Origin of the sequence: Comamonas antarctica (assembly GCF_013363755.1) — a bacterium.
GTDB lineage: Bacteria > Pseudomonadota > Gammaproteobacteria > Burkholderiales > Burkholderiaceae_C > Comamonas > Comamonas antarctica.
This window is the reverse complement of record NZ_CP054840.1, coordinates 952,740-978,335: the sequence shown is the minus strand read 5'-3', so window position 1 is coordinate 978,335 and position 25,596 is coordinate 952,740. Positions and strand designations below refer to the sequence as shown.

The window sequence follows — 25,596 nt, the reverse complement described above, 5'->3', positions numbered from 1 at the left end:
CACCACAGAGGAGACATCGCCATGCAGAACCCATTCCTTTCCCGTCGCGGTTTCACGGCCCTGGCCTGTGCCGTGGCCGTCAGCGCGCCCGCGCTCTCTTTCGCACAGGCCAAGGCGCCGGCAGGCTATCCGGCCGGCGGCCGGGTGACCATCGTCGTGCCCTTCGCGCCCGGCGGCGCCACCGACATCGTGGCGCGCATGGTGGCCGATGAACTCGGCAAGCGCTGGGGCACGCCGGTCATCGTCGAGAACCGTGCGGGTGCGGGCGGCGGCATCGGCACCGAATACGTGGCGCGCGCCAAGCCGGATGGCACGACGCTGCTGCTGGGCACGCAAACGGCGCTCGCGGTCAATCCCACGCTGCTGAAAAAGATCGGCTACAACGTCGACAAGGACTTCGCGCCCATCACCGAACTCGCCGACACGCCGCTGGTGCTGCTGGCCAGCAACAAGTCCGGCGCGAAATCGGTGCCGGAGCTGATCGCCGCACTCAAGGCCAAGCCCGACGCGCTGAGCTACGGCACCAGCGGCAACGGCACCTCCCAGCACCTCACCACGCTGATGCTGCTCAACCGCATCGGCGCGCGTGCGGTGCATGTGCCCTACAAGGGCAGCAGCCAGTCGCTGGTCGACCTCGCCGGCAACCAGATCGACCTGCAGTTCGACAATATGACCACCGCGCTGGCCTTTGCCAAGAACGGCCAGGCCCATGCCCTCGCCGTCACCAGCCAGAGCCGCACGCCGCTGCAGCCCGACTTGCCGACACTGGCGGAATCCGGCGTGCCGGGCTTCGAAGCCGTCACCTGGCTGGGCCTGCTGGCGCCGGCCGGCACGCCCGCCGCCGTGATTTCCTGGCTCAACACCGAGGTGGTGGCGGTACTGGGCACGCCGTCGGTCACTTCCCGGCTCGCGGCCCAGGGCTTCACGCCCCGGCCAATGGCGCCGCATGCCTTCCGCAAGTTCATCCAGGACGAGACCGGCAAGTTCGCCGAGCTGATCAAGTCCAACAACATCAGCATCGACTGAAAGTCATTCCATGGATATCCGCCACCCCCTGGACGACCGCCTTCCCGCCATGCTGCGCAGCGGGCGCACCCTGCGCGCCATCTTCAATTCGCTGCCCAGTCCGGCCATCGTGGAGATGTGCGCCTATGCCGGTTTCGACTTCATCCTGATCGACAACGAACACGGCAGCGCAGGCCTCGACACCACGGAACACATGCTGCGCGCCGCGCGCGCCAGCGGCATCCCGCCCGTGGTCCGTTGCCTGCGGCCCGACATCGCGCGCGTGCTGGACATGGGCGCCAGCGGCGTGCAGATTCCCATGGTGCAAAACGCCGAAGAAGCACGGGATCTGGTGCAGCAGGTGCGCTATCCGGGCATCGGCCGCAGGGGCAGCGCCTTCAGCCCGCGCGCGGCCGGCTACGGCGCGTTTCCCGGCGCCGAGCATACGCGGCGCAGCAACGAAGGCATTGCGCTGATCGTCATGATCGAGACCGAGGAGGCCGCGGCCCAGGCCGCCGAAATCGCCTCTGTCGAGGGGGTGGATGCGGTGTTCATCGGTCCCAACGATCTCTCGCATTCGATGGGCTTCGGCAGCGACTGGAAAGCCCCCGAGGTCGACCGCGTGATCGCCCGGGCCCTGCGCGACATCGCTGCGGCGGGCACTTGCGCCGGCATCGTCGGCCTGACGGCAGAAGACGAGGCGCGCTACGGCGCGCATGGCGCACGCTTTTTCGCCACGGTGGCGTCGAGCGTCATCACGCGCGCTCTGCGCGAGGCCGCGCAACCCGGCACACCCACGGGCGGCCGACCGGTCTATTGAGCGCGTGTCGGGCCGCGGAAACAGGCCCGACCACCCGCCCCGGGCCCACGCCTCCACACTCTTCGGTGTTTTCCCGTAGCCCGGCAAATGGCGGCACTGCGATGCGCCTGACCGGCGCATCTGGAAATACAAAAGCTCATGACTGGCGGACCAAATATCCCGCTGCCCGCCATGCGCGGCAGATAAATTCATTCCATCCATAGGGGGGTGTATGAATATTGGGTTTATCGGCCTGGGCCGCATGGGCTTCTCGCTCGTGCGTTCGCTTCTCAAGCATCAGCAGCGCGTGACGGTCTTCGACCTCGATGGCGAGGCCATGCGCAAGCTGGCCGCCGAGGGCGCGACCGCGGCCGAGGACGTGGCCGGCGCCTGCCGCGATGCGGATCTGGTCTTCACCATGCTGCCCGGCCCGCGGCAGGTCGCGCAGGTGGCGCTGGGCGATGGCGGCGTGCTGCGCAGCCTCAAGCCCGGCGCCATCTACATCGACATGAGCACGGTCGACGTCGAGACCGTCGACCGGCTCAACGCAGAGTTCTCCAAGGCCGGCTTTGCATTCGGCGACGCGCCCGTCGGCCGGCTCGCCATGCACGCCGACCGCGGCGAGTCGCTGTTCATGCTGGGCATCGACGCCGCGCATCTGCCGGTCGTCGAACCCGTGCTCTACCGCATGGGCACCACCATCCACCACTGCGGCAATGCCGGCAGCGGCACGCGCACCAAGATCATCAACAACATGATGGTGCTGTGCTACTGCCAGATCAACTCCGAGGCGCTGGTGCTGGCCAAGTCCCTGGGCCTGGACGTGGCCAAGACCTTCGACGTGCTGGTCAACACCACCGCCAGCAACGGCCAGCTCAAGGAGAAGTGGCCGAAGAAGGTGCTGGCTGGCGACCTGACGCCGGGCTTCGACATCGTACTGGGCTACAAGGACATCTCGCTGGCCGCGAGCGCCGGCGCCGCGACGCAGGTCGCGCTGCCGGTCTGCGACACGGCGAAGAACGTGTTCCGCCTGGCGCTGGCCGCGGGCAAGGCCGGCCAGGACACCTCGTGCCTCACCGACTACTGGGCCGAGGCCAACGGCGTCGAGAAGATCCGGCTCTGAACCGGACCCGGCGATGACAACACGCAAGGAGACAAAAATGCATATCACGCGACGCACGCTGCTGGCCGCCGGGCTGGCCTGCTCCACACTGGCCTCGGCTGCGGGCTATCCCGAAAAGCCGGTGAACATCACCGTCGGCTTCTCCGCGGGCGGACCTACCGACATCGTGGCCCGGCTGCTCGCCGAGAGGCTCACGCAGAAGTTCGGGCAGAGCTTCATCATCGAAAACAAAGCCGGCGCGAGCGGCGCGGTGGCGGCGAATCTGGTGAAGAAAGCCGCGCCCGACGGCTACACGCTGATGATCGGCAGCAGCAGCACGCTGTCGATCATTCCCTATGTGCAAAAAGGCGTGCAGTTCGACCCGATCAAGGACTTCACCCCGATTGCGCTGGTGGCGAGCTATCCCTACTACCTCACGGTGCCGCCCGACTCGCGCTTCAAGAGCTATGACGAGCTGGTGAACTTCGCCAGACAAAAGGGCAACCAGTTGAGCTATGCGTCGGCCGGCAATGGCGCGATCAACCACCTCGCGGGCGAATGGTTCAAGAGCGACGCCGGCATCAACGCGCTGCACGTGCCCTACAAGGGCGACTCGGCGGCCGTGATCGACCTGTCCGCGGGCCGCGTCGACTTCGCCTTTCTCGCGGGCGTGGTGGCGATCCCGCAGGCCCAGGCCGGCAAGCTGCGCATCCTGGCCTCGGCCAGTTCCGCGCCGGACAAGGGGCTCAAGGACACGCTGGTGATCGGCCAGCAGAAGCTGCCGGGCTTTGCCGCCGAGCCCTGGAACGGCCTGATGGGCCCGGCCGGGCTGCCCGCGGAGGTGGTGGTCAGGCTCAATGCCGCGGTCAACGAGATCATGTCCACGCCCGAAGTGAAGGCCAGGCTGCTGGCGCTCGACCAGTATCCGTTCACCAGCTCGCCCGCCCAGTTCAAGAACTACATCCAGAAGCAGTCGACGCACTGGGCCGGCGTGATCAAGAAGTCCAACATCGTGCTCGATTGATGCGCCGCGGAGACCAGATGCAATATTCCCAATTCATTGGCGGCGAGTTCTGCGCCGGTTCGTCGCAGGAGCGCTTCGAGGTGATCTCGCCCTCGACGGCCCAGGCGCTGGGCAGCTACGCCATGGCCGCGCCGGCCGACGTGGCGCGCGCGATCGACAGCGCGAAGAACGCGCAGGCGCGCTGGAAGCACAGCGGCGCCACCGAGCGCAGCGAACTGCTGCGCCGCATCGCGGGCGAGATGCGCGGCGAGCGCGAGCGCCTTGCCGCGCAGATTGCCAGCGAACTCGGCAAGCCCTTTGGCGAGGCGCAAAAGGAAGTCGATGTCGCGGCCGAGATGTTCGAATGGTCGGCGGAAGAGGCGCGCCGCCTCTACGGCCGCGTGATTCCCGCGCGCGCGCCCGGCATCCGGCAGATCGCCCAGTTCGAGCCGGTGGGCGTGGTGGCCGCGTTCTCGGGCTGGAATGCGCCCGCGATCACGCCGTCGCGCAAGATCAGCGCGGCATTGGCCGCGGGCTGCGCCATCGTCATCAAGCCGTCCGAGGAGGCCGCGGGCGTCGCGCTGCTGATCGCCCAGGCCTGCGAGCGCGCGGGCACACCCGCGGGCCTGGTCAACATGGTGTTCGGCGACCCGGCCGCGATTGCCGACCAGCTGTGCACCGCGCCGGAAGTGGCGATGATCACCTTCACCGGCGGCACCGAAGTCGGCCGGCAGCTCGGCGCCAAGGCCGCGGCCCACATGAAGAAGGCCACGCTGGAGCTGGGCGGCCACGCGCCGGTGATCGTCTGGCGCGATGTCGACATCGACAAGGTGGCGGCCGCGACCGTGGCCACCAAATACCGCAATGCGGGCCAGGTCTGCACCTCGCCCACGCGCTTTCTGATCCATGAAAGCATCTACGCCGCGTTCTGCGAGAAGTTCGTGCAGCACGCGCGCCAGTTGCGCGTGCGCGATCCCTTCGACGCCCAGGCGCAGATGGGGCCGCTGAAGAACCGGCGCCGGCTGCAGGCCGTGGACCAGCTGGTGCGCAACGCGCGCGAGTCTGGCGCCGAAGTGCTCACCGGCGGCCATCCCATGGACGGGCAGCCCGGCTATTTCTACGAGCCCACGGTGATCGCGCTGCGCGACAAGGCGGCCGACGCGGCGCTGATCGAGCCGTTCGGCCCGGTGGCGCTGATGCTTGCCGTCAAGGATGCCGACGAGGCCCTGCGCGAAGCCAACAGCCTGCCCTTCGGGCTGGCGGCCTATGCCTTCACCAACGACATGCAGCTCGCGCACCGCTTCGCCAACGAGATCGAGAGCGGCGTGGTCTGCATCAACGAACTGCAGGCCTCGCTGCCCGAGACGCCGTTTGGCGGCTACAAGGACAGCGGCCTGGGATCGGAAGGCGGCATCGAGGGCCTGCGCGAGTTCCTCAAGGTGAAATGCGTCCGGCAAGGAGGCCTGGCATGAGCAAACCCATCCTGGGATTCATTGGCGTCGGCGTGATGGGCACGGGCATGTGCCGCAACCTGGCGCGCAAATCGGGCTGCACCGTGCTGGCCGCCGATCTGGACATGGACCATGTGCGCAGCCTGGCGCCGGACGGCGTGGTGGCCGCGAGCATCGCGCAGATCGCCGAGCGCGCCAGCATCGTCTTCCTGTCGCTGCCCTCGATCCAGCAGGTCGAGGCGGTCTGCACCGGCGCCGGCGGGCTGCTGGCCCATGCCAGTGCGCTCGAGACCATCGTCGATATGAGCACCAGCGATGTGGAGCGCACGCGCCAGCTTGCCGCCACGCTGCAGGAAAAGGGCCTGGCGCTGATCGACGCGCCCGTGGCGCGCAGCCGCGAGGCCGCCCACAACGGCACGCTGCTGATCACCGTGGGCGCGGACGCCGAGCAGTTCGCCGCCGTCAAGCCCCATCTCGACTGCATGGGCAGCGACGTGCTGCATTGCGGGCCCACGGGCGCGGGCCAGGTGGTGAAGATCATGAACAACATGGTGCTGCTCAACACCGTGCACACGCTGGCGCAGGCGTTCGCGCTGGCCGAGCAGTCCGGCGTCTCCAAGGACCTGCTGGCGCAGGCGCTGGGCCTGGGCTCGGCGGCCTCGTTCGCGCTCCAGTTGACCGGCGCCAACTACCTCGCCAAGGATGTGTTCCCGCAAAAGATGTTCTCGGCCGCCTATGCGCTCAAGGACCTGAAGCTGGCGCTGGCGCTGTCCAGCGCCGTGGGGCTCGACAACCCGATCACCGCGCTCACCGCGCAGCAGCTGCAGAAGTCCATCGACGCGGGATTTGCCGACAGCTACTACCCGGTGATGTACCGCGTCATCGCCAAGGCCGAGGAACCCGCATGAGCCGCGCCAGCGTCCCCCTCGACGACTGGCTCGTGCACCGCGGCCGCTTCGTCAATGTCAGCTTCCTGCTGCAAAGCGGCGACAAGGAATGGCTGATCCGCATCCATGACGGCGCGATTGAAAGCATTCAGCCCGGCCCATTCGTGATGCCGCGCTGGACCTTCCGCCTGGCCGCAGGCAGCGACGCCTGGAGCCGCTACTACGCCAGCACGCCCACGCCGGGCTTCCACGATCTGATGGCCATGATCAAGTTCAAGCACCTGCGCCTCGAAGGCGACCAGCATCCCTTCATGGCCAACCTGCTGTATTTCAAGGACCTGGTCAAGTCGCTGGGAGGAGTCGTGCAATGAACCGGCAAGGCATCGAACCCATCCGCGGCGGCTATGTCAACGTCGACATCCAGGGCCGCCGCAACCGCATCTACTTCGAGACCGCGGGCCAGGGCCAGCCGCTGCTGTGCCTGCACACCGCGGGCAGCGACTCGCGCCAGTACCGCGGCATCATGAACTGCGCGCAGATCACCGAGCGCTTCGAGGTGATCTGCTTCGATCTGCCCTACCACGGCAAATCATCGCCGCCCGAAGGCTGGGAAAAGCACGAATACCAGCTGAGCTCGCAGCTGTATCTGGACTCGATCCTGGGCGTCATGGACGCGCTCGAGATCCGCAATCCCGTGGCCATGGGCTGCTCGATCGGCGGGCGCGTGGTGCTGCACCTGGCGCTGCGCGCGCCCGAGCGCTTCAAGGCGCTGATCGGGCTGCAGTCCGGCGCGCATGTCGCGCCCTACTACAACCTCGAGTGGCTGCACCGGCCCGATGTGCATGGCGGCGAAGTCTGCGCCGGCATCGTGTCGGGCCTGATCGGCCCGCACGCGAAGGACGCGGACCGCTGGGAAACGCTGTGGCATTACATGCAGAGCGGCCCGGGCGTGTTCAAGGGCGACCTGCATTTCTACAAGGCCGAGGGCGACCTGCGCGAACTGGCCAGCCGCATCGACACCGCGCGCTGCCCGCTCCATCTGCTGACCGGCGAATACGACTACTCGTGCACGCCCGACGACTCGCGCGCGCTGGCGCGCGACATCGCCGGCGCGCAACTGGCCATCATGCCCGGCCTGGGCCACTTCCCGATGAGCGAGGCACCGGCCGATTTCATTGCCCACCTGCTGCCGGTGCTGGCACAGATTCAGGCCTAGACCGATAAAACCAGGAGACAGACATGAAGTTTGCCCTTTCCCCCGCGGCCTTGCTTTGCGCCATTGCCCTGTCCGCCGCTGCCCACGCGCAGACGCCCGCGCCGGCGATTTCCGACGGCATCGTCAAGATCGGCGTGCTCACCGACATTGCCGGGCCGTTCATGGACAACGTCGGCAAGGGCTCGATTGCCGCCACCGAGATTGCCGTGGAGGAATTCGGCGGCAAGGTGCTGGGCAAGCCCATCGAGATCGTCACCGCCGACCACCAGAACAAGGCCGACATTGCCTCGACCAAGACGCGCGAATGGCTCGACCGCGACAAGGTCGATGCGGTGACCGAGCTGGGCAACAGCGCCGTGGCACTGGCCGCCATGCGCATCGCCCAGGAAAAGGGCCGCATGTCCATCGTCACCGGCGCGGGCGCGCAGCGCATCAGCAACGAGGACTGCTCGCCCAACAACGTGCACTGGGTCTATGACTCGTACGCGCTGGCCAACGTGGGCACGAAGTCGCTGGTGAAGAACGGCTTCAAGACCTGGTACTACGTCACGGCCGACTACGCGTTCGGCCATTCGCTGGAAAACGACGGCCGGAAATTCATCGAGGAGGCCGGCGGCAAGGTCGTGGGCACCTCGCGCTACCCCTTCCCGGGCAACGACTTCGCCTCCTACATCCTCAAGGCCAACGGCAGCAAGGCCAACGCGGTGGCCATTGCCACGGCCGGCCTGGACCTGCAGAACGCGATCAAGCAGGGCCGCGAATTCGGCCTGGGCAGCGGCGGGCAAGCCAGCGTGGCGATGCTCATGAGCCTGATGGACGTGCATGGCCTGGGCCTGAAGACCGCCGGCGGCATGATGTTCGCCGAGTCGTTCTACTGGGACCACGACGCCGAATCGCGCAAGTTCGCCGAGAAGTTCATGCAGAAGATGAAGCGCATGCCCACCGCGCTGCAGGCCGGCCAGTACTCGGCCATCCGCACCTATCTGAAAGCCGTCGAGCAAGCCAAGACCGACGAGGTCGGCGCGGTCATCAAGGCCATGAAAGCCATGCCCATCAACGACGCATTCGCCAAGAACGGCAAGCTGCGCGACGACGGCAAGATGGTGCATGACATGTTCCTGGTGAAGGTGAAGACGCCCGCCGAATCGAAGAAGCCCTGGGACTACTACCAGATCGTCGAGACGGTGCCGGGCAGCGAAGCCTTTGAAAGCCTGGCGCAAAGCAAGTGCGCGCTGGTGAAGAAATAAGGCCACGGCATGATCGCCACGCCCCAGACCCACGTTCCCGCGCACGAGGTGTACGCCATCAAGTACGCGAGCGTCGGGCGCGCGCGCCAGAGCAACTTCCTGGAGCCGGTCGATGGCGACCCGCAGGCGGTGATGCCGCTGGATTTCTTTGTCTGGCTGGTGCGCGGCGCCGGCCAGCTGCTGCTGGTCGACACCGGCTTCAGCCAGGTCTCGGCGATTGCGCGCCAGCGCGCGTTCCTGCAGGAGCCGCTGGCCGCGCTCGCGGCGCTGGGCATTGGCGCGCACGACGTGCGCGATGTCGCCATCACCCACCTGCACTACGACCATGCGGGCAACGTGCACCAGTTCCCGGGCGCCAGGATCTGGCTGCAGGAGCGCGAGCTGGCCTATGCCACCGGACGCTGCATGTGCGATCCGGCGCAAAACCATTTCTTTGCGCTCGACGACATCGGCGTGGTGCTCAGGCGCCTGTACCAGGGCCAGGTCCGGCTGGTCGATGGCATGCAGGCGTTCGCGCCGGGCATCGAGTTCCACCGCGTCGGCGGCCATACCGCCGGCCTGCAGGTGGTGCGCGTGATGACGGCCCGCGGCTGGGTGGTGCTGGCCTCGGACGCGGCGCATTACTACGAGAACCTGGAGAAGGAAAATCCGTTTCCGGCGATCCACGACAAGGCCGAGATGCTGGCCGGCTATGCGCTGATCCGCGCGCTCGCGGACAGCGCGCAGCACATCATTCCCGGGCACGACCCCGAGGTCTGTGCGCGCTTCGCGGCGCTGGACCTTCCCGGCGCGCACATCCACCGCATCGCGTGAGGCTCAGGACGGCGTCGGCTCCTGCAACAGTTCCAGCTGGCCCGCGATCCAGCTTCTGAAGATCTCCACCTTGCGCGAATGCCGCTGCAGCTGGGGCCGCACCAGGTAGTACGACAGGCCGGTCTTGACGGGCAGATTGAAGGGCGCGACCAGCTTGTGCTTTTTCAGGTCATCGCCCAGCAGCGCGGTCTGGCCGATGGCGATGCCCAGGTTGTCCGCGGCCGCCTGCCAGGTGAGGATCGAACTGCTGAAGCGCATCTGCTCGGTCTGCGCGATCTCGTCGCCGTAGCGGCACAGCCGCGCCCAGGTGCTCCAGTCATGGCGGCGGAAATGCGACACCAGCAGCCGCACCCGCAGCAAGGCCTGCGGATAGCGCGCATCGGGCGCGTGCTGGCGCAGGAATTCGGGGCCGCAGACCGGCTCGATGATGTCCTCGAACAAAAAGTCGCTGTCTTGCCGCGCCCAGGCGCCATTGCCCATCTGTATGGCCAGGTCGACGTCATCGCGGTCGAAGTCGACATTGGCGACCGAATTGGTGATCTTGACGGTGATCTCGGGGTGCCGGCTGTTGAAGTCGGACAGCCGCGGAATGAGCCACTTGGCGGCAAAGGTGGTGTAGGTCTGGATGCGCAGCGTGTTGTCGGAGCCCGCACGCATCAAATCCTCGGTGGCCTGCGACAGCCGCTCGAAGGCCGGCGTCACCGCCTCGGCATAGCGCTGGCCCGCATGCGTGAGGCTGATGCCGTGGCGCTCGCGGCGAAACAGCTCCACGCCCAGATAGGTCTGCAGGACGTTGAGCTGCTTGCTGACCGCCGACTGGCTGATGCGCAGCTCCTGCGCCGCCTTGGTCAGGTTCTGGGTGCGCACCACGGCGTCGAAGACCTTCAGCGGATTCAGCGGCGGCAGCTTTTTGCTCATGCCCGAATTCTAGAGAGCTTGCGCGCCGCGCGGCGCGTTGCCGCAACGCCAGCGTCAGCCATGGGACAGCAGCCAGTGGGCCAGCACCGCGTTGAGGGCTGCTTCGTGGCCGTGCTGCGGGCAATCGCCGGCCGCGGGCAGCACCATCCATTCGCGTTCTTCATGCGCCGCGGCCAGCGCCAGCGCGGTCTGGACGGGAAACGGCTTGTCGCCCGTCTCGCTCCAGACCATGAGCATCGGCAGGTTCACTTGCGGCCAGTGCGGCAGCAATTGCGCGGCGGGATCGGCGTATTCCGCGGCGCGTGGGCCTGCGGTCCAAAGCAGCACCAGTGCGCACGGCTGCGGCATGGCCGGCGCCAGCAGGCCGGCCACGCTGCTGCCCCAGCCCTGGCCCACCAGGCGCCAGCGTTGACCGGGACCCAGCAGCAGCAGGTCCTGGCGCAGGGCGTCGGCCCAGGCCTGGGAGTGTTGCGCCTGCGCCGCCAGCGCGTGCGCGGACAGCGGCAGGTCCGCCACATGCACCTCGAAGCGCGCTGCCAGGTGCGCGATAGTGCCCCGCCAGTCATTCCACGAACCGTGCCGGTCATGCAGCAGCAAGACCGGCGCGCCCTGCCCCCAGCTGCGCCAGACGATGCCGCTGCCCGTCGGCAGCACGCGCGGGCCGGCCAGTGGCGGCGCCAGGCTTGCCGCGGGCGCGGCCGCGTCCACCGGTGACAGCACAACGGTGGTCACAAGGGCTTGAGCACCAGGGCATCGACGGCCAGCACGCCCTCGCCTTCGGGCAGCACCATCAGCGGATTGACCTCGGCCTCGGCCACGCCCAGATCCGGGCGCAGCGCCAGTTGCGACAGGTTGACGATGGCCTGCGCCAGCGCCTCCAGATCGCCCCGGGCCTTGCCGCGCAGGCCGGCGACGGTCTGCAGCATCTTGACCTCGGCCACCATGTCGCGCGCGGTCTCGAGGCCCACCGGCGCCAGGCGGATGCTGCGGTCGCGCAGCACCTCGGCCCAGATGCCGCCCGCGGCCAGCATGATGATCGGGCCGGCATCGGGGTCGATGCGGTAACCCACCAGCACCTCGGTCAGGCCCTTGCGCATCGGCTGCACCAGCACCTGGCTGCAGGGCACGCCCGGCGCGCGCTGCGCGAGGTTGCTGCGCAGCGTTGAAAACGCCGTGGCCAGTTCCTGCGCGTTCTGGATTCCCAGCACCACGCCGCCGACTTCGGTCTTGTGCGGGATGTGCTCGGAACAGACCTTGGCCACGACCGGGAAAGCAAACGGCAAGGCGCCGGGCTGTTGTGTCTGCAGCTCGAACACCGCCGCGGGCGCATGCGGCACCTGCAAGGCGTCGAGCAGTTCATAGGCCTGGGCTTCGCTCAACGCACGCGTCGCACCCGCGGCGGGCATGTGGGCCGTGGCCGGCACACCGGGCTCGCGCCGCGCAAACACCGCGGCAATCGCGTCGGCGCAGCTTTCGGGCGTGCGGAAGCAGGGAATGCCGGCTTGCGTGAGCTGCGCCAGCGCCTGGGGCGCATCGGGCACCAGCATCGTGACCAGCGGCTTGGCGTGGCCGGCGCTGTCGAGGATGGGCTTGACGGCCAAGTCCGGGTTGAAGCGCGCGGACGAGCCCACGACGGCAATCACCATGTCGAACTCGGCCGCGTCCAGCAGGATCTCCAGCGCCTTCATCATGACTTCGTATTTGGTGCCCGCCAGCGTCAGGTCCAGCACGCGGCCGGCGCTGCCGGGAATCTGCGCGGCCTGCAGCCTGGCGATGGTGGCTTCGGACGGCACCTGCACCGTGATGCCGCGCACGCCCAGCTGGTCGACCACCATCGCCGCGCCGCCGCCCGTGGTCGTGACCACGGCCACGCGCCGGGCTTTCGACTGCCGCGCGGGGATCTTCTGCGCCAGCGGAAACACCTCGAACAGCGTCTCCAGCATCTCGACCCGGGCCACGCCCAGGTCCTTGAGGAAGGCATCGGCGATGTCGTCTTCGCCGGCCAGCGCGCCGGTGTGGGTCGCGGCCATTTCCGCGGCCGCGCTGGAGCGGCCGAGCTTGTAGGCGATGACCGGCTTGCCGCGGCGCGCGGCCTCGCGCGCGAAAGCCTGCAGCTGGTCGCCATGGCGCAGGCTTTCAAGGAACAGGATGTAGCCTTGGATCGCCGGGTCGTCGAGCGTCGCGGCGCAGATCTCGCCCACGCTCAGGTCGACCTCGCTGCCCACGGACACCAGGCCTGCGAAGCCCACGCCGCGCGCCTTGCCGCGCGAGACCAGCGCGCCGATCATGCTGCCGCTGTGCGAAGCCACGAACACCTTGCCCTGGGGCATGTCCGGCTCGGCAAACGCCGCGTTGGCGGTCAGCACCAGGCCGTTGCGCGGATTGACCACGCCCAGGCTGCTGGGGCCCAGGATGCGGATACCGCTGTCGCGCGCAATGGCCTGCAGTTGGCGTTCGCGTTCGACGCCTTCGGCGCCCGACTCGGAGAAGCCGCTGGCCAGGATGGTGACCAGCTTCACGCCCAGCCGCGCGCACTCGCGCACGGTGTCGACGACGGTGTCGGTGGGCGACAGCACGAACACATGCTCGGGCACTTCGGGCAGCGCCGCCAGGCTGGGCCAGGCCGGCTCGCCCTGCACTTCGGCGCGGCGCGGGTTGATCGGATAGACCTTGCCCGCGTAGCCCGAGCGGCGCAGGAACAGCTGCGGGCGGCCGCCGGTCTTCTTCGCATCGTCCGATGCGCCCACCAGCGCGATGCTGCGCGGATACAGCAGGGCCTGGCACACCTCGGGCAGGGATGTCTTCGTCAACGGCATGTCTTACTTCTCGATGTTGAATTTCTTGAATTGTTCGGTCCAGTGCGCGACTTCGGCATGCAGTTCGGACTTGAACTCGACCGGGGAGTTGCCGATCAGCACCGCGCCCTGCGGAATCAGCGTCTTCTTGAAGTCCTCGCTGCGCGCGGCCTTGGCCACGGCCGCGGCCAGCCGCTCGACGATATCGCGCGGCGTGCCGGCCGGCGCGAGCAACGCATTCCACGAATCCGACACCATGCCCGGCAGGCCCAGTTCGGCGAATGTCGGCACATTGGGCAGGCCCGGCAGGCGCTGCGGGCCGGCCACGGCCAGCGGACGCACCTTGCCGGCCTCGAGATTGGGCATCGCGCCGGTCGAGGTCATGAAGGCCGAGTCGGTCACGCCCGCGATCAGGTCGTTCAACGCGCCCGAGCCGCCCGAATAGGGCACGTGCAGCATCTGGATGTCGGCCAGTTGCTCCAGGCGCAGCGTCGCCATGTGCTGGGTGCCGCCCGCGCCCGTGGTCGCATAGGTGAGCTTGCCCGGGTTTTGCTTGGCATAGGCCTGGAACTCCTTGAAGCTCTTGGCCGGCACCTTGAGGCTTACCGCGAAGACGCCGGGCGCCGAGGATATCTTGGAGATCGGCTCGAAGCTGGTGAGCGGATCGAACTTCTGCTTGGGGAACACGAACTTGTTCATGGCCAGCGGCGCGGCCGCCAGCAGCAGCGTGTAGCCATCGGGCTTGGCCGCCGCGACCATTTCCGAGGCGATGTTGCTGGTCGCGCCGGGGCGGTTCTCGACGATGAACGCGCCCTTGAGTTCATCTTGCAGCGCCTTGGCCACCAGCCGCGCCACCACGTCGGTCGGGCCGCCGGCCTGGAAGCCGACGATGATCTTCACGGGCTTGTTGCCGGGATAGGTTTCCGCCCATGCGCCCGTGCAGGCAGCGGCCAGGGCCGCGGCGGCCAAAAGGTTCAAACCGGTACGTCGTTGCATTCTTGTCTCCTTGGAAGGCTTCTCGGGCCCGTATCGTTGTTATTTGCCGGCGCGCTGCGAAAAGCTGCGCTCGAACACGCCTTCGGCAATGCGGTTCTTGAGGATCTCTATCGAGCCGCCCGCGATCATCCAGCCGCGCGTGCGGCGCACGCAGTATTCGACCAGCGCCTCCTGGCTGAAGCCCATGCCGCCCATGACCTGCATGGCCTCGTTGGAAACCTCCCAGCCCGCGAGATTGCAGGCCAGCTTGGCCATGGCCGTGCTCTGCGCGCTGGGCAGGCCGTGCTCGCCTTCGAGCGCCGCCTTGTAGAGCAGCAGCTGGGCCTGTTCGAGTTTCATCCACATGTCGGCAAACTTCCACTGCAGGCCCTGGAACTCGCACAGTTCGCGGCCGAACTGCTTGCGCACCAGCGCATGCTCGCGCGCCTGCTGGAAGGCGTAGCGGCCCAGCGCCAGCGCACGCGAGGCATTGCCCAGGCGCTCGACGTTGAAGCCCGAGATCTGCTTCTTGAACCCGCCCTCGCCGAGCAGCAGATTGGCCTTGGGAATGCGGCAATTCTCGAAGTACAGCTGCGACCACTGCTCGCCGTTCATGAAAGCCGAGGGCTGGCCCACGCTGAAGCCCGGCGCGCCGCGCTCCACCAGCACCGAGCCGATGCCGCCCACGCCCGGGCCGAAGCGCACATAGACCAGGAACAGCTCGGCCTCAGGGCTGTGCGTCGAGAACACCTTGCTGCCGTTGATGACGATCTCGTCGCCCTCGATCACGGCGCTGGTCTTGAGCTCGGTCACGGCCGAGCCCGCATCCGGTTCGCTCATTCCCAAAGAAATGAGTTTTTTTCCCGCCAGCAGATCGGGCAGGAAGCGTTGCTTCTGTTCGGCGCTGGCGTACTCCACAAACGTTCGGATGGGGCCGAAGTTGCCCGCCTGCACCAGGTCGGCGCTCTTCGGGCAGGCCAGCGCGACCTGCTGGATGGCCAGCACCGCGTGCATCAGCGAGCCGCCCTGCCCGCCGTCCTCTTCGGCAAACGCGATGCCCATCAGGCCCTGCTCCGAAATCATGCGCGCCGCATCCCAGGGGCAGGTCGGCTGGTGGGCGCGTTCGAGCGCTCCGGGCGCGAGCTTGTCCTGGGCAAAGCGCGCCACGCTGTCGGCAAATGCCTGGTGTTCTTCGGAGAGTTGGAAGTCCATGGGTGTCCTGTGCAAGAAAACGTCTAGTGGCCAGATCATGGCGTTTTCCAGCCCGCGACAGATGTTCCTGTTTTGCGTCCAGATATGAATTTTTATCCCGCAATTTGAACTCTTGCTCTTTTCCACGCGGCGCGCGCGCAGGCATCATTGCCGCCATGGCATGACGCCTCCCTTCTCCTTTTCTCCTCTCCGACCTATGTACATCAGCGAGCAACTCGGCCAGTTCGGCTCCCAATTCCACCGCGCGGAGGTAGCCCCCGAGGTGCTTCACCACGCCAAGCGGGCCATCGTCGACTGGTATGCGGCGCTGGTGCCGGGCTCCGTGATGGAGCCCACGCCGCTGCTGGAGCAGGCCTATGCCGACGACCTGGGCCGCGGCAAGGCGCGGCTGGCGCTGGGCCGCATGGCGACCACGCGCACCGCCGCGCTGATCAACGGCACGGCCGCGCACACGGCCGAAGTCGACGACATCTTCAAGGAAGCGATCTACCACCCGGGCGCGCCGACGATTTCCGCCGCGCTGGCCGTCGCGCAGCAGCAAGGCGCCTCGGGCCTGGAGTTGATCAAGGCGGTCATCGTCGGCTATGAGGTCAGCACCCGCATCGGCAAGGTGCTGGGCCGCGCGCACTACCAGTACTGGCACAACACCGGCACCGTGGGCGCGTTTGGCGCGGCCGCCGCCGCGGCTTATCTGCTGCAACTCGATGCGCTGCGCTTCACGCATGCGCTGTGCACCGTGGCCACCTTTGCCGCGGGCCTGCAGCAGGCGTTCAAGATGGATTCGATGTCCAAGCCGCTGCATTCGGGGCGCGCCGCCGAGGCCGGCGTGGCGGCCGCGGAAATGGCACGCCAGGGCGTGACCGGATCGCTCGATGTGTTCGAAGGCGGCAGCGGCCTGGGCGTGGCCATGAGCAACGGGCCCGAGTGGCAGGCGGTGATGGATGATCTGGGCCAGCGCTTCAACATCTGCGCGATGACGTTCAAGAACCACGCCTGCTGCGGCCACACCTTTGCCCCCATCGATGGCGCGCTGGTGCTGCAGCAGCGCCATGGCATCGACTGGCAGGACATCGAACGCGTCTGCGTCGAAACCTATGCGCCGGCGCTGGCGGTGGCCGGCAACCCGGCGCCGCTCACGGCGGCGCAGGCGCGCTTCAGCATTCCCTTCGTCGTGGCCACCGCGCTGCGCCACGGCAGCGTGCGCCTCGCGGCCTTCGCGCCCGAGCGCCTGCAGGATGCCGAACTGCGCGCGCTCATGGGCCGCGTCGAACTCAAGGTGCATCCCGAACTCGATGCGCAGTTTCCCGGCCAGCGCGCCGCGCGGGTCACGCTGCACACGCGCGGCGGCCAGGCGCATGCGTACCTGCAGCCCACGCGCAAGGGCGACCCCGACATGGCCCTGACCGATGCCGAACTGCAGGGCAAGTACGATGAACTCGTGGTGCCGGTGCTGGGCGCGCAGAAATCCGCGGACATCGCGCGCGTGCTGTGGGCGCTGGAGCAGCAAGCCGCTGTGGACATGCTCTGACACCATGCAGGACCCCATCGACGCCTGCACCCGCCGCGTGCTGGAAGCCCTGCACGCCGCGAGGACCCCGGGATGGATGTTTCCCGCGCATTTCCTGGACATCTTCTTCGAGCCAGCCGGGGCCGAGCGCGGCGCGTGCGCGCTGATGCAGGCGGGCCCCCATTGCCTCGACGCCACGGGCCGCGTGAGCCACGCCGCGCTGGCGGTGCTGGCCGACGTCTGCATGGCGGCGGCGGTGCGCGCGCACGCGGGGCGCGAAGTCCGCATCGCGACCCTCACGCTGCGGCTGTCGTTCGGCGCCCTGCCCGCAGCCGGACGGCTGCGCGCCGCGGCGCACGTGCGGATGATGCCCGCGCAGCTGGCGATGAACAGCGCCATTGTCGGCGTGGAAATCCGCGACGCGGGTGGCGCCATGGTCTGCAGCGGCGAAGCCACGTTCGCGGCTTTGGAAAACCGCCAGCAGACCGCCAGCCACCCGCTGCCCACCGCGAGCACGCTCACCGGCGGCCTGCGGCCCGCGGCGCTGGCACCCGATGAACAGCCGGTGTGGGAATGGGCGCGCACCGCGGCCAACGAGGCCGATGGCGCGGCCAGCTTTCTCGACCGGTTCTGGTCTTTGCATTCACCGATGCCGCCCCGCAGCGAGGGCGGCGTGGCGTGGAGCGTGGGGCTGGGCCGGCACAACAGCAATCGCGTGGGCCACCTGCAGGGCGGCGTGCTGCTGGGCCTGCTGGCCAGTGCCTGCCGGCAGGCCGCCGCGCCGCAGTTCGCCCTGGTCGACATTGCCGTGCAGTATCTCGAAGCCGCAAGCGAACAACAGCTGGCCGTGCACGCCCATCTGGTGCGCAGCGGCGGCAGCGCCGCCGCAAGCCATGCCAGCCTGCGCGGCGCCGATGGCAAGCTGCTCGCCTGTGCCCAGGCCCATCTGGCGCGGCTGCGTTCCTAGCCGCACCGGTCTTGTCCCCATTCGCGGCCGGGACTCCAGCTTCATGCTTCTTTACAATTGAATATAATTGAGACTGATTCTCAATTATTAAGCCTTCACCGGATGAGGGTGCGACATCAGCATGGCCTTCCCCGGCGCCGCTTCCCCGATCGAAGCGCTGTACACCGATCACCACCCCTGGCTCTTGTCCTGGCTGCGGCGCCGCCTTGGCGATGCCGGCGATGCGGCCGATCTCGCGCATGACACCTTCGTGCGCCTCATGGCGTCTGCGCGCGGCGCCGCCGTGGGCGACGAACCGCGCGCGTTCCTGACGCATGTGGCCAAGGGCCTGGTGATCGATCTCTGGCGCCGGCGCGATCTCGAGCGCGCCTATCTGGAGGCGCTGGCCCATCTGCCCGAAGCGCATGCGCCCTCGCCCGAAGCGCAATGGCAGGTGATCGAGGCGCTGCTGCAGATCGACCGCCTGCTCGCGGGCCTGGCGCCAGCCACGCGCCAGGTGTTCCTGCTGGCGCAGCTCGACGGGCTGACGCTGGCACAGATCTCCGCGCAGATGGCGATGCCGGTGATCACCGTGCGCCGCCATATCCACAAGGCGCTGGTCGCCTGCATGGGCGTGCTGTGAAGGCCGGCGCTGCGTCCGACCAGATCCTGCTGGATGAGGCAGCGGACTGGCTGATCACCCTGCACTACGACGACCGCAAGCCTTCGGCCGAGGACCGGGCCGCGTTCGACCGCTGGCGCGCGCAAAGCGCAGCACACTGCGCGGCCTGGGGCCGCGCCGAGTCCATGCTGGGCACGTTTGCGCAGGTGCCGCCTGAAATCTGCAAACAGACGCTGGCGGCGGCGCCGCGCCTGCACCGGCGCCGCAGCCTGGGCGCCCTGGCCGCGTTGCTGGTGGCCGCACCCACCAGCTGGCTTGCCTGGCGCGAGCTGTCGTGGCGCGAATGGATGGCCGACGAAGCCACGGCCCTGGGCGAGCAGCGCAGCATCGCGCTGCCGGACGGGTCGCGGCTGACGCTGAACACGGCCAGCGCGGTGGCCATCCGTTTCACCGCCGAGGAGCGGCGCGTGCGGCTGCTGGCGGGCGAGATCCTGGTCACGACGCATGCCGACCCGTCGCCCCGCTACCGGCCGTTCCTGGTGCAGACCCGCGAGGGCACGGCGCAGGCGCTGGGCACGCGCTTCAGTGTGCGCCGTGTCGACGCGGCCACCACGCGGGTTGCGGTGTTCGAACATGCGGTCGGCCTGCAGACCGTCCAGGGCGCGATGCTGCGGCTCGAGCAAGGCGGTTTCGTCGATTTCAGCGCGCAGGCCATCGGCGTGCCGTCGGCCGTGGAGCGCAGCGCCGCACTGTGGGAGCGCGGCATGCTGCTGGCCCGGGACATGCGCCTGGCCGATGTGCTGGCCGAGATGGCACGCTTTCGCAGCGGTGCGCTGCGCTGCGATCCCGCGGTGGCCGAACTGCGGGTCTCGGGTGCGCTGTCGCTGAAGGACACGCAGGCCAGCCTGCAGCTGCTGGCCCAGTCGCTGCCGGTGCGCATCGCGCCGCAGGCCGGCGGCGCCATCAGCGTGGGGCCGCCTTAGGTGGGGCCGCCTTAGGTGGGGCCGCGCTAGCTTGAGGCCGCGCTGGCAACGACGGATCCGGAAAATATTTTGCGGCGCAGGTGATCACTTTTCGGGTTTCGTCCGGTGTACAGGTCAATGGCACTTTGAGAGGCAAAGGCCGGCACCTGGAACACAAGGACGAGATTCAATGCAACCCCGACAACGACAACGCAGCCGCTGGCCCAACGAAAACTTTGCGCTGGCCCTCATGACCGGCGCCATCCGCGCCGCCCTGGGCGGTGCCGCCATCGGCATGGCGGTGGCCACGCCGCTGGCCATGGCTGCCGAACCCGCCGCCGGCGCCACGGCGCATCAGATTCCCGCCGGCCCGCTGTCCGACGTGCTGGCACAATACGCCGCCGCCAGCGGCGTGCAGCTGGTCTATGAGCAGGCCACGCTGGCCGGCATGCGCAGTGCCGGGCTGCAGGGCCGCTACACCGAGAGCGAAGGCTTTGCGCAGCTGCTGCGCGGCAGCGGCTACGAGGTGGCCAAGCAAGGCCAGGCCACCTACGTGCTGCGCAAGTCCCCCGCCGCCGCGCCGGTGCCCGGCGCCGCCGGCACCACGCTGGCCACGGTCACCGTCAGCGCCGCCGCCATGCCGGGCGGCACCACCGAGGGCAGCGGCAGCTACGCGGCGCGCAGCTCCAGCGCCAGCACCAAGCTCAACCTGTCGCCGCGCGAAACGCCGCAGACGCTCACCGTGATCACGCGCGAGCAGATGGACGACGCCGGCGTGACCTCGGTGGACGATGCGCTGCGCGCCGTGAGCGGCGTGACGGCGCTGGCCGGCGGCAGCATCGGCAGCAACTTCTACAGCCGCGGCTTCAGCATGCAGGCCCAGGTCGACGGCATGACCACGCCCGCCGGCATCGACAGCGGCAACCGCTCGCCGCTGTATGACAGCGCCTTCATCGACCGCGTGGAAGTGCTGCAGGGTGCTTCGGGGCTGCTGGCCGGCGCGGGCACGCCCGGCGGCACCGTGAACATGGTGCTCAAGCGCCCGACGCGCGACTTCCAGGCGCACGCCGAGGCACAGGTCGGCTCGTGGAACGAGCGCCGCGTGGTCGGCGACGTGTCGGGTTCGCTGGTCGATTCGGGCAGCGTGCGCGGCCGCGTGGTGGCACTGGCTGACACCGGCGATTCATTCACCGACTATGTCTACCGCGACCACCAGGCCGTCTATGGCATCGTCGAGGCGGACCTCACGCCGTCCACCACCGTCAGCGCCAGCGTGCTGACGCAAAAGGACAAGAGCCGCGGCCATTTCGGCGTGCCTTTCGCGGCCAACGGCAGCGATGCGGGCCTGCCGCGCTCGTCGTTCTGGGGCGATGTCGACAACCGCACCATCCGCGACTACACCATCTACACCCTGGGCCTGACGCAGCAGCTGGCAAACGACTGGAGCCTCAAGGCCAGCTACGCCTGGCAAAAGACCGACAACGACATCCGCAACTTCGCCAGCCTGTCGGGCAGCCTGGACCCCGTGACCGGCAACGGCCTGTCGATCGGCAGCCGCCAGGTCAACTACGTCTCCGCCCTGCACAGCAACGTGGTGGATATCTATGCCTCCGGGCCGTTCGAACTGCTGGGACGCACGCATGAACTGGCGCTGGGCATCAACGGCACCAACACCCGCGACGAAAACGCCGGCACCGGCTACTCCGGCAACACCCCGATCAATGTCTACACCTTCGATCCCGCAGCGTTGGGCCCGGTGCCCGCGGGCCGCCCGGGCACCTCGGCCCACACCAAGACCAGCAACTTCGGCGCGTATGGCGTGGCACGCTGGAGCGTCACCGATGCACTCAAGTTGATCACCGGCGTGCGCGTGAGCGACTACGAACGCCGCAATCTCGTCACCGGCGCCGTGGCCCCGCGCGAAACCGGCGTGGTCACGCCGTATGCGGGCCTGGTCTACGACATCGACACGCAATACTCCGCCTATGCCAGCTATTCGGACATCTTCAGCCCGCAGACCAGCCGCAGCCAGGATGGCAATGTGCTCGACCCCATCGTCGGCAAGAACTACGAGCTGGGCGTCAAGGGCGAACTGCTGAACAAGCGCCTGAACGTCTCGGCGGCCGTTTTCCATCTGGCGCAGACCAATATGGCGGCGGTGGACAGTTCGGTGCCGGTCAACCCCAGCAATGCCTGCGGCGGAACCTGCTATACGGCCACCGGCAAGGTGGTGAGCCGCGGCCTCGACCTGGGCGCCAACGGGCAGATCACCCGGGGTCTCAATATCGCGGCCGGCTACACCTATACCGACGTGCAATTCGTCGAAGGTCCGCAAAAGGGCCAGCGCTTTCGTACCGAACAGCCGCGGCACAGCCTGCGCGTGGCGGCCAATTACCAGTTCCCGGGCTCGCAGTGGTCGCTGGGCGGCGACGTTGCGGCCACCAGCCAGACCTACAAGTCCGGCGGCACGGGCGCCGCGGCCTGGACCATCGGACAGGGCGCGCTGGTGCTGGTCGGATTGCACGCGAAATACCGCATCACGCCGCAGACCCAGGTCAACCTGGCCGTGAGCAACCTGACGGACCGCAGCTATCGCCATGTCTACGGCCGCGAGTACGCCCTGTATGGCGACCCGCGCAAGTACACGCTCAACCTGCGCCACGACTTCTGAGGCCGCATGAAGACGACACCGCAGGCCGCGCTGGCGGCACTTCTGGCCGGTATTCTTGCCTGCGGCGCCTGGGCACAGCCGGCGCCGGTGCCGGCTGCGCCCACGCCTGCCGCCGGCTACGTGCTGCCCTCGACCCAGGTCTGGGACATGGCGTCGGAGACTGGCGAGAGCTACCGCATCTTCGTGTCCGCGCCGCAAGGCGGAAGTCCGCCGCGCGGCGGACCACCGCCCGGCGGCTATCCCGTGCTGTACGTGCTCGACGGCAACGCCTACTTCGGCTCGTTCGCGCAGGCGCGCTGGGTGCAGGAATACCTGCCCGTGGGCAAATCCATCGTGGTCGGTGTCGGCTACCCCGGCGACAAGGCCTGGGACGTGCGCCGCATGAACGACTACACCGCCGCGCTGCGCGACCCGCCGCCGCCCGAAACCCGCGCGTATGCGAAGTACAAAAGCGGCGCGCGCAAGGAATTCCTGGATTTCATGACCGGCAGGCTGCGCGCCGAGATCGCGCAGCGCTTTCCCGTCAACCTGGAGCGGCAGTCGCTGTTCGGCCACTCGTTTGGCGGGCTGTTCGCGCTGTATGCGTTCTACGAACGCCCGCAGGCCTTCCAGGCCATTGTCGCGGCCAGTCCGTCCATGGAATGGAATGCGCAGAGCATTCTCGACGACGAGCGCGCGTTCGGCGCGAGGGTCGCCGCGGGACAGCAGCGCGCGTCAAGCCGCCTGCTGCTGATCGCCGGCGACCGCGACACCGATGGCGATCCGGAATCGGTGCGCCTGCTCGCCGACCGGCTCGAGCGCCTGTCGGCCTGGGGCCTGCGCGTGCGCCTGCAGCGCTATCCCGACGAAGTGCATGCCAGCGTGCCGGCGCAGTCGGTGAACGACGTGCTGCGGTTCGCGTTCCAGTTGCGCTGAGGCGCAGCCCTGGCACGCCCGGGGCCGATGCAGCGCGCCCGCGCGTGCGCGGCTCACCCGCCCTGCACGTTCCTGAGCACTTCCTGCAACTGCTCCAGGCCCACGGGCTTGACCAGATGCGCATCGATGCCCGCCTCCAGCGAGCGCTGGCGGTCGTCGGGCTGGCCCCAGCCGCTCACCACCACCAGCGTCGGGCATTGCGCGCCATGCGCGGCGCGCAGGCGGCGCGCCAGTTCGTAGCCGTCCATGTCGGGCATGCCGATGTCCAGCAGCACCAGCTCGGGCGCGAATTCGGCTGCCGCGGCCAGGCCCGAGGCGCCGTCATGCGCCGTGCGCACCTCCATGCCCAGCAGGCCCAGCAACAGGCGCAGGCCTTCGGCCGCATCGAGGTTGTCGTCCACCACCAGCACGCGCATGCCGACCATGCCCGCAGGCAGCGCGGGCTCGGGGGCCTCCCGCGTGGCCTGGCGCGCCTGCAGCAGCGGCAGCCGCACCGTGAACACGGCACCCTGCCCCGGGCCTGCGCTGTGCGCCTCGACCCGGCCGCCCTGCATCTCCACCAGGCTGCGCACCAGCGTCAAGCCGATGCCGATGCCGCCCTGGGCCATGCCCGAGGTCTGCGGCGACTGGGCGAACAGATCGAAGATGCGCGGCAGCATGTCGGCCGCAATGCCGCGGCCGTTGTCCTGCACCACGATCAGGGCATCGTTGCCGTCGCGTTCGGCGCGCAGTTCGATGCGCCCGCCCTCGTCGGTATATTTCGCGGAGTTGTTGAGCAGGTTGGCGATGATCTGCGACAGCCGCACCGGATCGGCATTCACCGTGAGCGTCTCGCCCGGCAGGCTCAGCAGCAGGCGGTGGTGTCCGGCGTCGATCAGCGGCCGGCTGGTCTCGACCGCACTGCGCAAGGCCGTCGAGACATCGACCGGCTCGAGCCGCAGTTCGACCTTGCCGCCGGAGACGCGCGAGACTTCGAGCAGGTCATCGACAAGGCGGACCATATGGTCCACCTGGCGCTGCAGCAGCGGCAGCATCTTCGCCGTGGTGGCGGGGTCGCCCTTGGCCAGCTGCAGCACGCTCAGCCCGGTGCGCACCGGCGCCAGCGGGTTGCGCAACTCGTGCGCCAGCACGGCCAGGAACTCGTCCTTGCGCTGGCTGGCCTCGCGCATCGACTGCTCGAAGCGCTTGCGCTCGGTGATGTCGCTGAACAGCACCGCCACCTGCGCGTCCTCGGGCGGGCCGATGCGAAACGCATAGACGTCGTAATGGCGTCCCATGGCGTCGGCGGGCATGTCGAAGCGGCGCGACTCGCCGGTCTTGGCGATCTCGCCGTAGATCTGGAACCAGTGCTCGTCATGGCCGGGCACCATCGCGCGCACGGAACGGCCCAGGGGATCGCTGAGGCCGGTGTGGCGTTCGAAAGCCTGGTTGACTTCCAGGAAAAAATAGTCGCGGCCGTTGCCCTGCGCGTCGAACACCATGCGGATCACGCAGTAGCCTTCATCGATGGAATCGAACAGCGTGTGGTAGCGCTGCTGGCTGAGCCGCAGCGCATGTTCGGCGGTTTTGCGCGAGGTGATATCGCTGGCCACGCCAAACCATTCGAGCAGCTTGCCGTTGTCGTCCAATACCGGGATGGCGCGCGTATGCGTCCAGCCTATGCTGCCATCGATGCGGATCACCCGGTGTTCGAGTTCCAGCACGTCCTTTTGCGCCACGGCCCGCTCCACCGCCGCCAGAACCCGTGGCTGGTCTTCCTTCGGAACATAGGACGCGAGCCAGCGGTCCGTCGGCGCATGCGTGTCGGCGACGAAATTGCGGCCCTGCAGGTAGCGCATCTCGGTCCAGTCCGCATTCATGCGATAAACCAGATCCGAGGTCGCATCCATGAAGCGCCGGAAACGCTCCTCGCTGGCGTCGACCGCGTGCTGGATCGCATAGCGCTCCAGATAGTCGCCCGTCTGGCGCGCCAGCAGGCCGAGAATGTGGAACTCCGGCACCGACGGCTGGTGGTCGCGCTGGTAGAACACCGCCAGCAGGCCCAGCAGCGTGCCATTGCTGTCGCGCAAGGGCAGTGCGACTACCGCCTGCATGTGCGCGTCGCGCAGCGCATCGAACCAGGGCAGCTGCGCGGGCGTGTCGTCCGGCACGCCGTCGGCGTTGCGGATGAACAGGTGGGAATCGCGCAAGGACTGCGCCACGAGCGCGGCGGCTGCGGCCGCCGGCGGTGCCGACAGCAGCGCGGCGCCGGCCGCATCCAACTGGCCAGCCATGAAAGCCGGGTCGCCGGGCGTCGCATCGAACACATACAGCGCGCTGGCATCCGCATGCACCAGCGCGCTCGCGGTTTCCAGCAGCCGCTCGAGGCACTGCGCGCGGTGGCTGGAATGGCGTGCACAGAAGGTCGCGACCTCATAGAAACGGGTGATCACTTCAAGATCGCGTTCGGTGGCGCGCAAGCGGTCGGGCATGCAGTTTCCTGAAAGGCGGGTAACGGACGGGAGTGGCAACGCAGCGAATTATCCACGGATGGTAGCGGCTGCCGCAACG

At 68.2% G+C, this 25,596-nt stretch carries 22 protein-coding genes; 16 read left to right on the top strand and 6 right to left on the bottom strand.

From position 1 onward, the window contains the following. Positions 1 to 21 precede the first annotated feature (21 nt). From HUK68_RS04555 to HUK68_RS04510, 10 genes are all read left to right on the top strand, one after another. Entirely contained in the window at positions 22 to 1,026 is a 1,005-nt protein-coding gene (locus HUK68_RS04555; RefSeq protein WP_175503133.1) for a Bug family tripartite tricarboxylate transporter substrate binding protein, read from the top strand. A 10-nt stretch (positions 1,027 to 1,036) separates the two neighbouring features. Beyond that, complete coding sequence (locus HUK68_RS04550) at positions 1,037 to 1,825, top strand: HpcH/HpaI aldolase family protein (protein ID WP_175503132.1); 789 nt, start codon at positions 1,037 to 1,039, stop codon at positions 1,823 to 1,825. Positions 1,826 to 2,036: 211 nt separating this feature from the next. Continuing rightward, entirely contained in the window at positions 2,037 to 2,927 is an 891-nt protein-coding gene (locus HUK68_RS04545; RefSeq protein WP_175503131.1) for an NAD(P)-dependent oxidoreductase, read from the top strand. A gap of 37 nt (positions 2,928 to 2,964) precedes the next feature. After that, positions 2,965 to 3,930, top strand: coding sequence for a Bug family tripartite tricarboxylate transporter substrate binding protein (locus HUK68_RS04540; protein ID WP_175503130.1), 966 nt, complete (start codon positions 2,965 to 2,967; stop codon positions 3,928 to 3,930). 17 nt (positions 3,931 to 3,947) lie between these two features. Further along, positions 3,948 to 5,381 carry an NAD-dependent succinate-semialdehyde dehydrogenase gene (locus tag HUK68_RS04535; protein ID WP_175503129.1) on the top strand — a complete coding sequence of 478 codons (1,434 nt, stop codon included), beginning with the start codon at positions 3,948 to 3,950 and terminating at the stop codon, positions 5,379 to 5,381. Then, positions 5,378 to 6,268, top strand: a complete 891-nt coding sequence (locus HUK68_RS04530) for an NAD(P)-dependent oxidoreductase (protein ID WP_175503128.1) — start codon at positions 5,378 to 5,380, stop codon at positions 6,266 to 6,268. Before HUK68_RS04535 ends, HUK68_RS04530 begins: the two co-directional genes overlap by 4 nt. Beyond that, on the top strand, positions 6,265 to 6,618 hold the full coding sequence (locus HUK68_RS04525) for a hypothetical protein (protein ID WP_175503127.1): 354 nt from the start codon (positions 6,265 to 6,267) through the stop codon (positions 6,616 to 6,618). The genes HUK68_RS04530 and HUK68_RS04525 overlap by 4 nt, the downstream gene beginning before the upstream one ends. Beyond that, the gene (locus tag HUK68_RS04520; protein WP_175503126.1) at positions 6,615 to 7,463 is read left to right on the top strand and encodes an alpha/beta fold hydrolase; all 849 of its coding nucleotides are present in this window, start codon (positions 6,615 to 6,617) and stop codon (positions 7,461 to 7,463) included. Before HUK68_RS04525 ends, HUK68_RS04520 begins: the two co-directional genes overlap by 4 nt. A gap of 23 nt (positions 7,464 to 7,486) precedes the next feature. Beyond that, positions 7,487 to 8,710 carry an ABC transporter substrate-binding protein gene (locus tag HUK68_RS04515; protein ID WP_175503125.1) on the top strand — a complete coding sequence of 408 codons (1,224 nt, stop codon included), beginning with the start codon at positions 7,487 to 7,489 and terminating at the stop codon, positions 8,708 to 8,710. Between the two features lie 9 nt (positions 8,711 to 8,719). Next, complete coding sequence (locus HUK68_RS04510; protein ID WP_175503124.1) at positions 8,720 to 9,523, top strand: N-acyl homoserine lactonase family protein; 804 nt, start codon at positions 8,720 to 8,722, stop codon at positions 9,521 to 9,523. A gap of 3 nt (positions 9,524 to 9,526) precedes the next feature. On the opposite strand, the gene HUK68_RS04505 is transcribed toward HUK68_RS04510, so the two are convergent. The 5 genes from HUK68_RS04505 to HUK68_RS04485 are packed head-to-tail and all read right to left on the bottom strand — an operon-like array spanning position 9,527 to position 15,423. Beyond that, positions 9,527 to 10,441, bottom strand: coding sequence for a LysR substrate-binding domain-containing protein (locus HUK68_RS04505; RefSeq protein WP_175503123.1), 915 nt, complete (start codon positions 10,439 to 10,441; stop codon positions 9,527 to 9,529). Between the two features lie 54 nt (positions 10,442 to 10,495). Beyond that, positions 10,496 to 11,173 (bottom strand): alpha/beta fold hydrolase, encoded by a 678-nt coding sequence (locus HUK68_RS04500; RefSeq protein ID WP_175503122.1) that lies wholly within the window; start codon positions 11,171 to 11,173, stop codon positions 10,496 to 10,498. Next, positions 11,170 to 13,257, bottom strand: coding sequence for an acetate--CoA ligase family protein (locus HUK68_RS04495; RefSeq protein WP_175503121.1), 2,088 nt, complete (start codon positions 13,255 to 13,257; stop codon positions 11,170 to 11,172). Before HUK68_RS04495 ends, HUK68_RS04500 begins: the two co-directional genes overlap by 4 nt. A 3-nt stretch (positions 13,258 to 13,260) precedes the next feature. Next, complete coding sequence (locus HUK68_RS04490) at positions 13,261 to 14,232, bottom strand: Bug family tripartite tricarboxylate transporter substrate binding protein (RefSeq protein WP_175503120.1); 972 nt, start codon at positions 14,230 to 14,232, stop codon at positions 13,261 to 13,263. Between the two features lie 39 nt (positions 14,233 to 14,271). After that, the gene (locus tag HUK68_RS04485; RefSeq protein ID WP_175503119.1) at positions 14,272 to 15,423 is read right to left on the bottom strand and encodes an acyl-CoA dehydrogenase family protein; all 1,152 of its coding nucleotides are present in this window, start codon (positions 15,421 to 15,423) and stop codon (positions 14,272 to 14,274) included. Between the two features lie 196 nt (positions 15,424 to 15,619). On the opposite strand from HUK68_RS04485, the gene HUK68_RS04480 reads away from it, so the two are divergent. The 6 genes from HUK68_RS04480 (at position 15,620) to HUK68_RS04455 (ending at position 23,046) form a co-directional block, all read left to right on the top strand. After that, the gene (locus HUK68_RS04480; protein WP_175503118.1) at positions 15,620 to 16,951 is read left to right on the top strand and encodes an MmgE/PrpD family protein; all 1,332 of its coding nucleotides are present in this window, start codon (positions 15,620 to 15,622) and stop codon (positions 16,949 to 16,951) included. A gap of 4 nt (positions 16,952 to 16,955) precedes the next feature. Beyond that, positions 16,956 to 17,897, top strand: coding sequence for an acyl-CoA thioesterase domain-containing protein (locus HUK68_RS04475; protein WP_175503117.1), 942 nt, complete (start codon positions 16,956 to 16,958; stop codon positions 17,895 to 17,897). 121 nt (positions 17,898 to 18,018) lie between these two features. Beyond that, positions 18,019 to 18,519 carry a sigma-70 family RNA polymerase sigma factor gene (locus tag HUK68_RS04470; protein WP_175503116.1) on the top strand — a complete coding sequence of 167 codons (501 nt, stop codon included), beginning with the start codon at positions 18,019 to 18,021 and terminating at the stop codon, positions 18,517 to 18,519. Next, positions 18,516 to 19,481, top strand: a complete 966-nt coding sequence (locus HUK68_RS04465; protein WP_175503115.1) for a FecR domain-containing protein — start codon at positions 18,516 to 18,518, stop codon at positions 19,479 to 19,481. The genes HUK68_RS04470 and HUK68_RS04465 overlap by 4 nt, the downstream gene beginning before the upstream one ends. A gap of 169 nt (positions 19,482 to 19,650) precedes the next feature. Further along, positions 19,651 to 22,131, top strand: a complete 2,481-nt coding sequence (locus HUK68_RS04460) for a TonB-dependent siderophore receptor (protein ID WP_175503114.1) — start codon at positions 19,651 to 19,653, stop codon at positions 22,129 to 22,131. A gap of 6 nt (positions 22,132 to 22,137) precedes the next feature. Further along, positions 22,138 to 23,046 (top strand): alpha/beta hydrolase, encoded by a 909-nt coding sequence (locus HUK68_RS04455; RefSeq protein ID WP_175503113.1) that lies wholly within the window; start codon positions 22,138 to 22,140, stop codon positions 23,044 to 23,046. Positions 23,047 to 23,099: 53 nt separating this feature from the next. On the opposite strand, the gene HUK68_RS04450 is transcribed toward HUK68_RS04455, so the two are convergent. After that, the gene (locus tag HUK68_RS04450; protein WP_175503112.1) at positions 23,100 to 25,517 is read right to left on the bottom strand and encodes a hybrid sensor histidine kinase/response regulator; all 2,418 of its coding nucleotides are present in this window, start codon (positions 25,515 to 25,517) and stop codon (positions 23,100 to 23,102) included. Positions 25,518 to 25,596 lie beyond the last annotated feature (79 nt).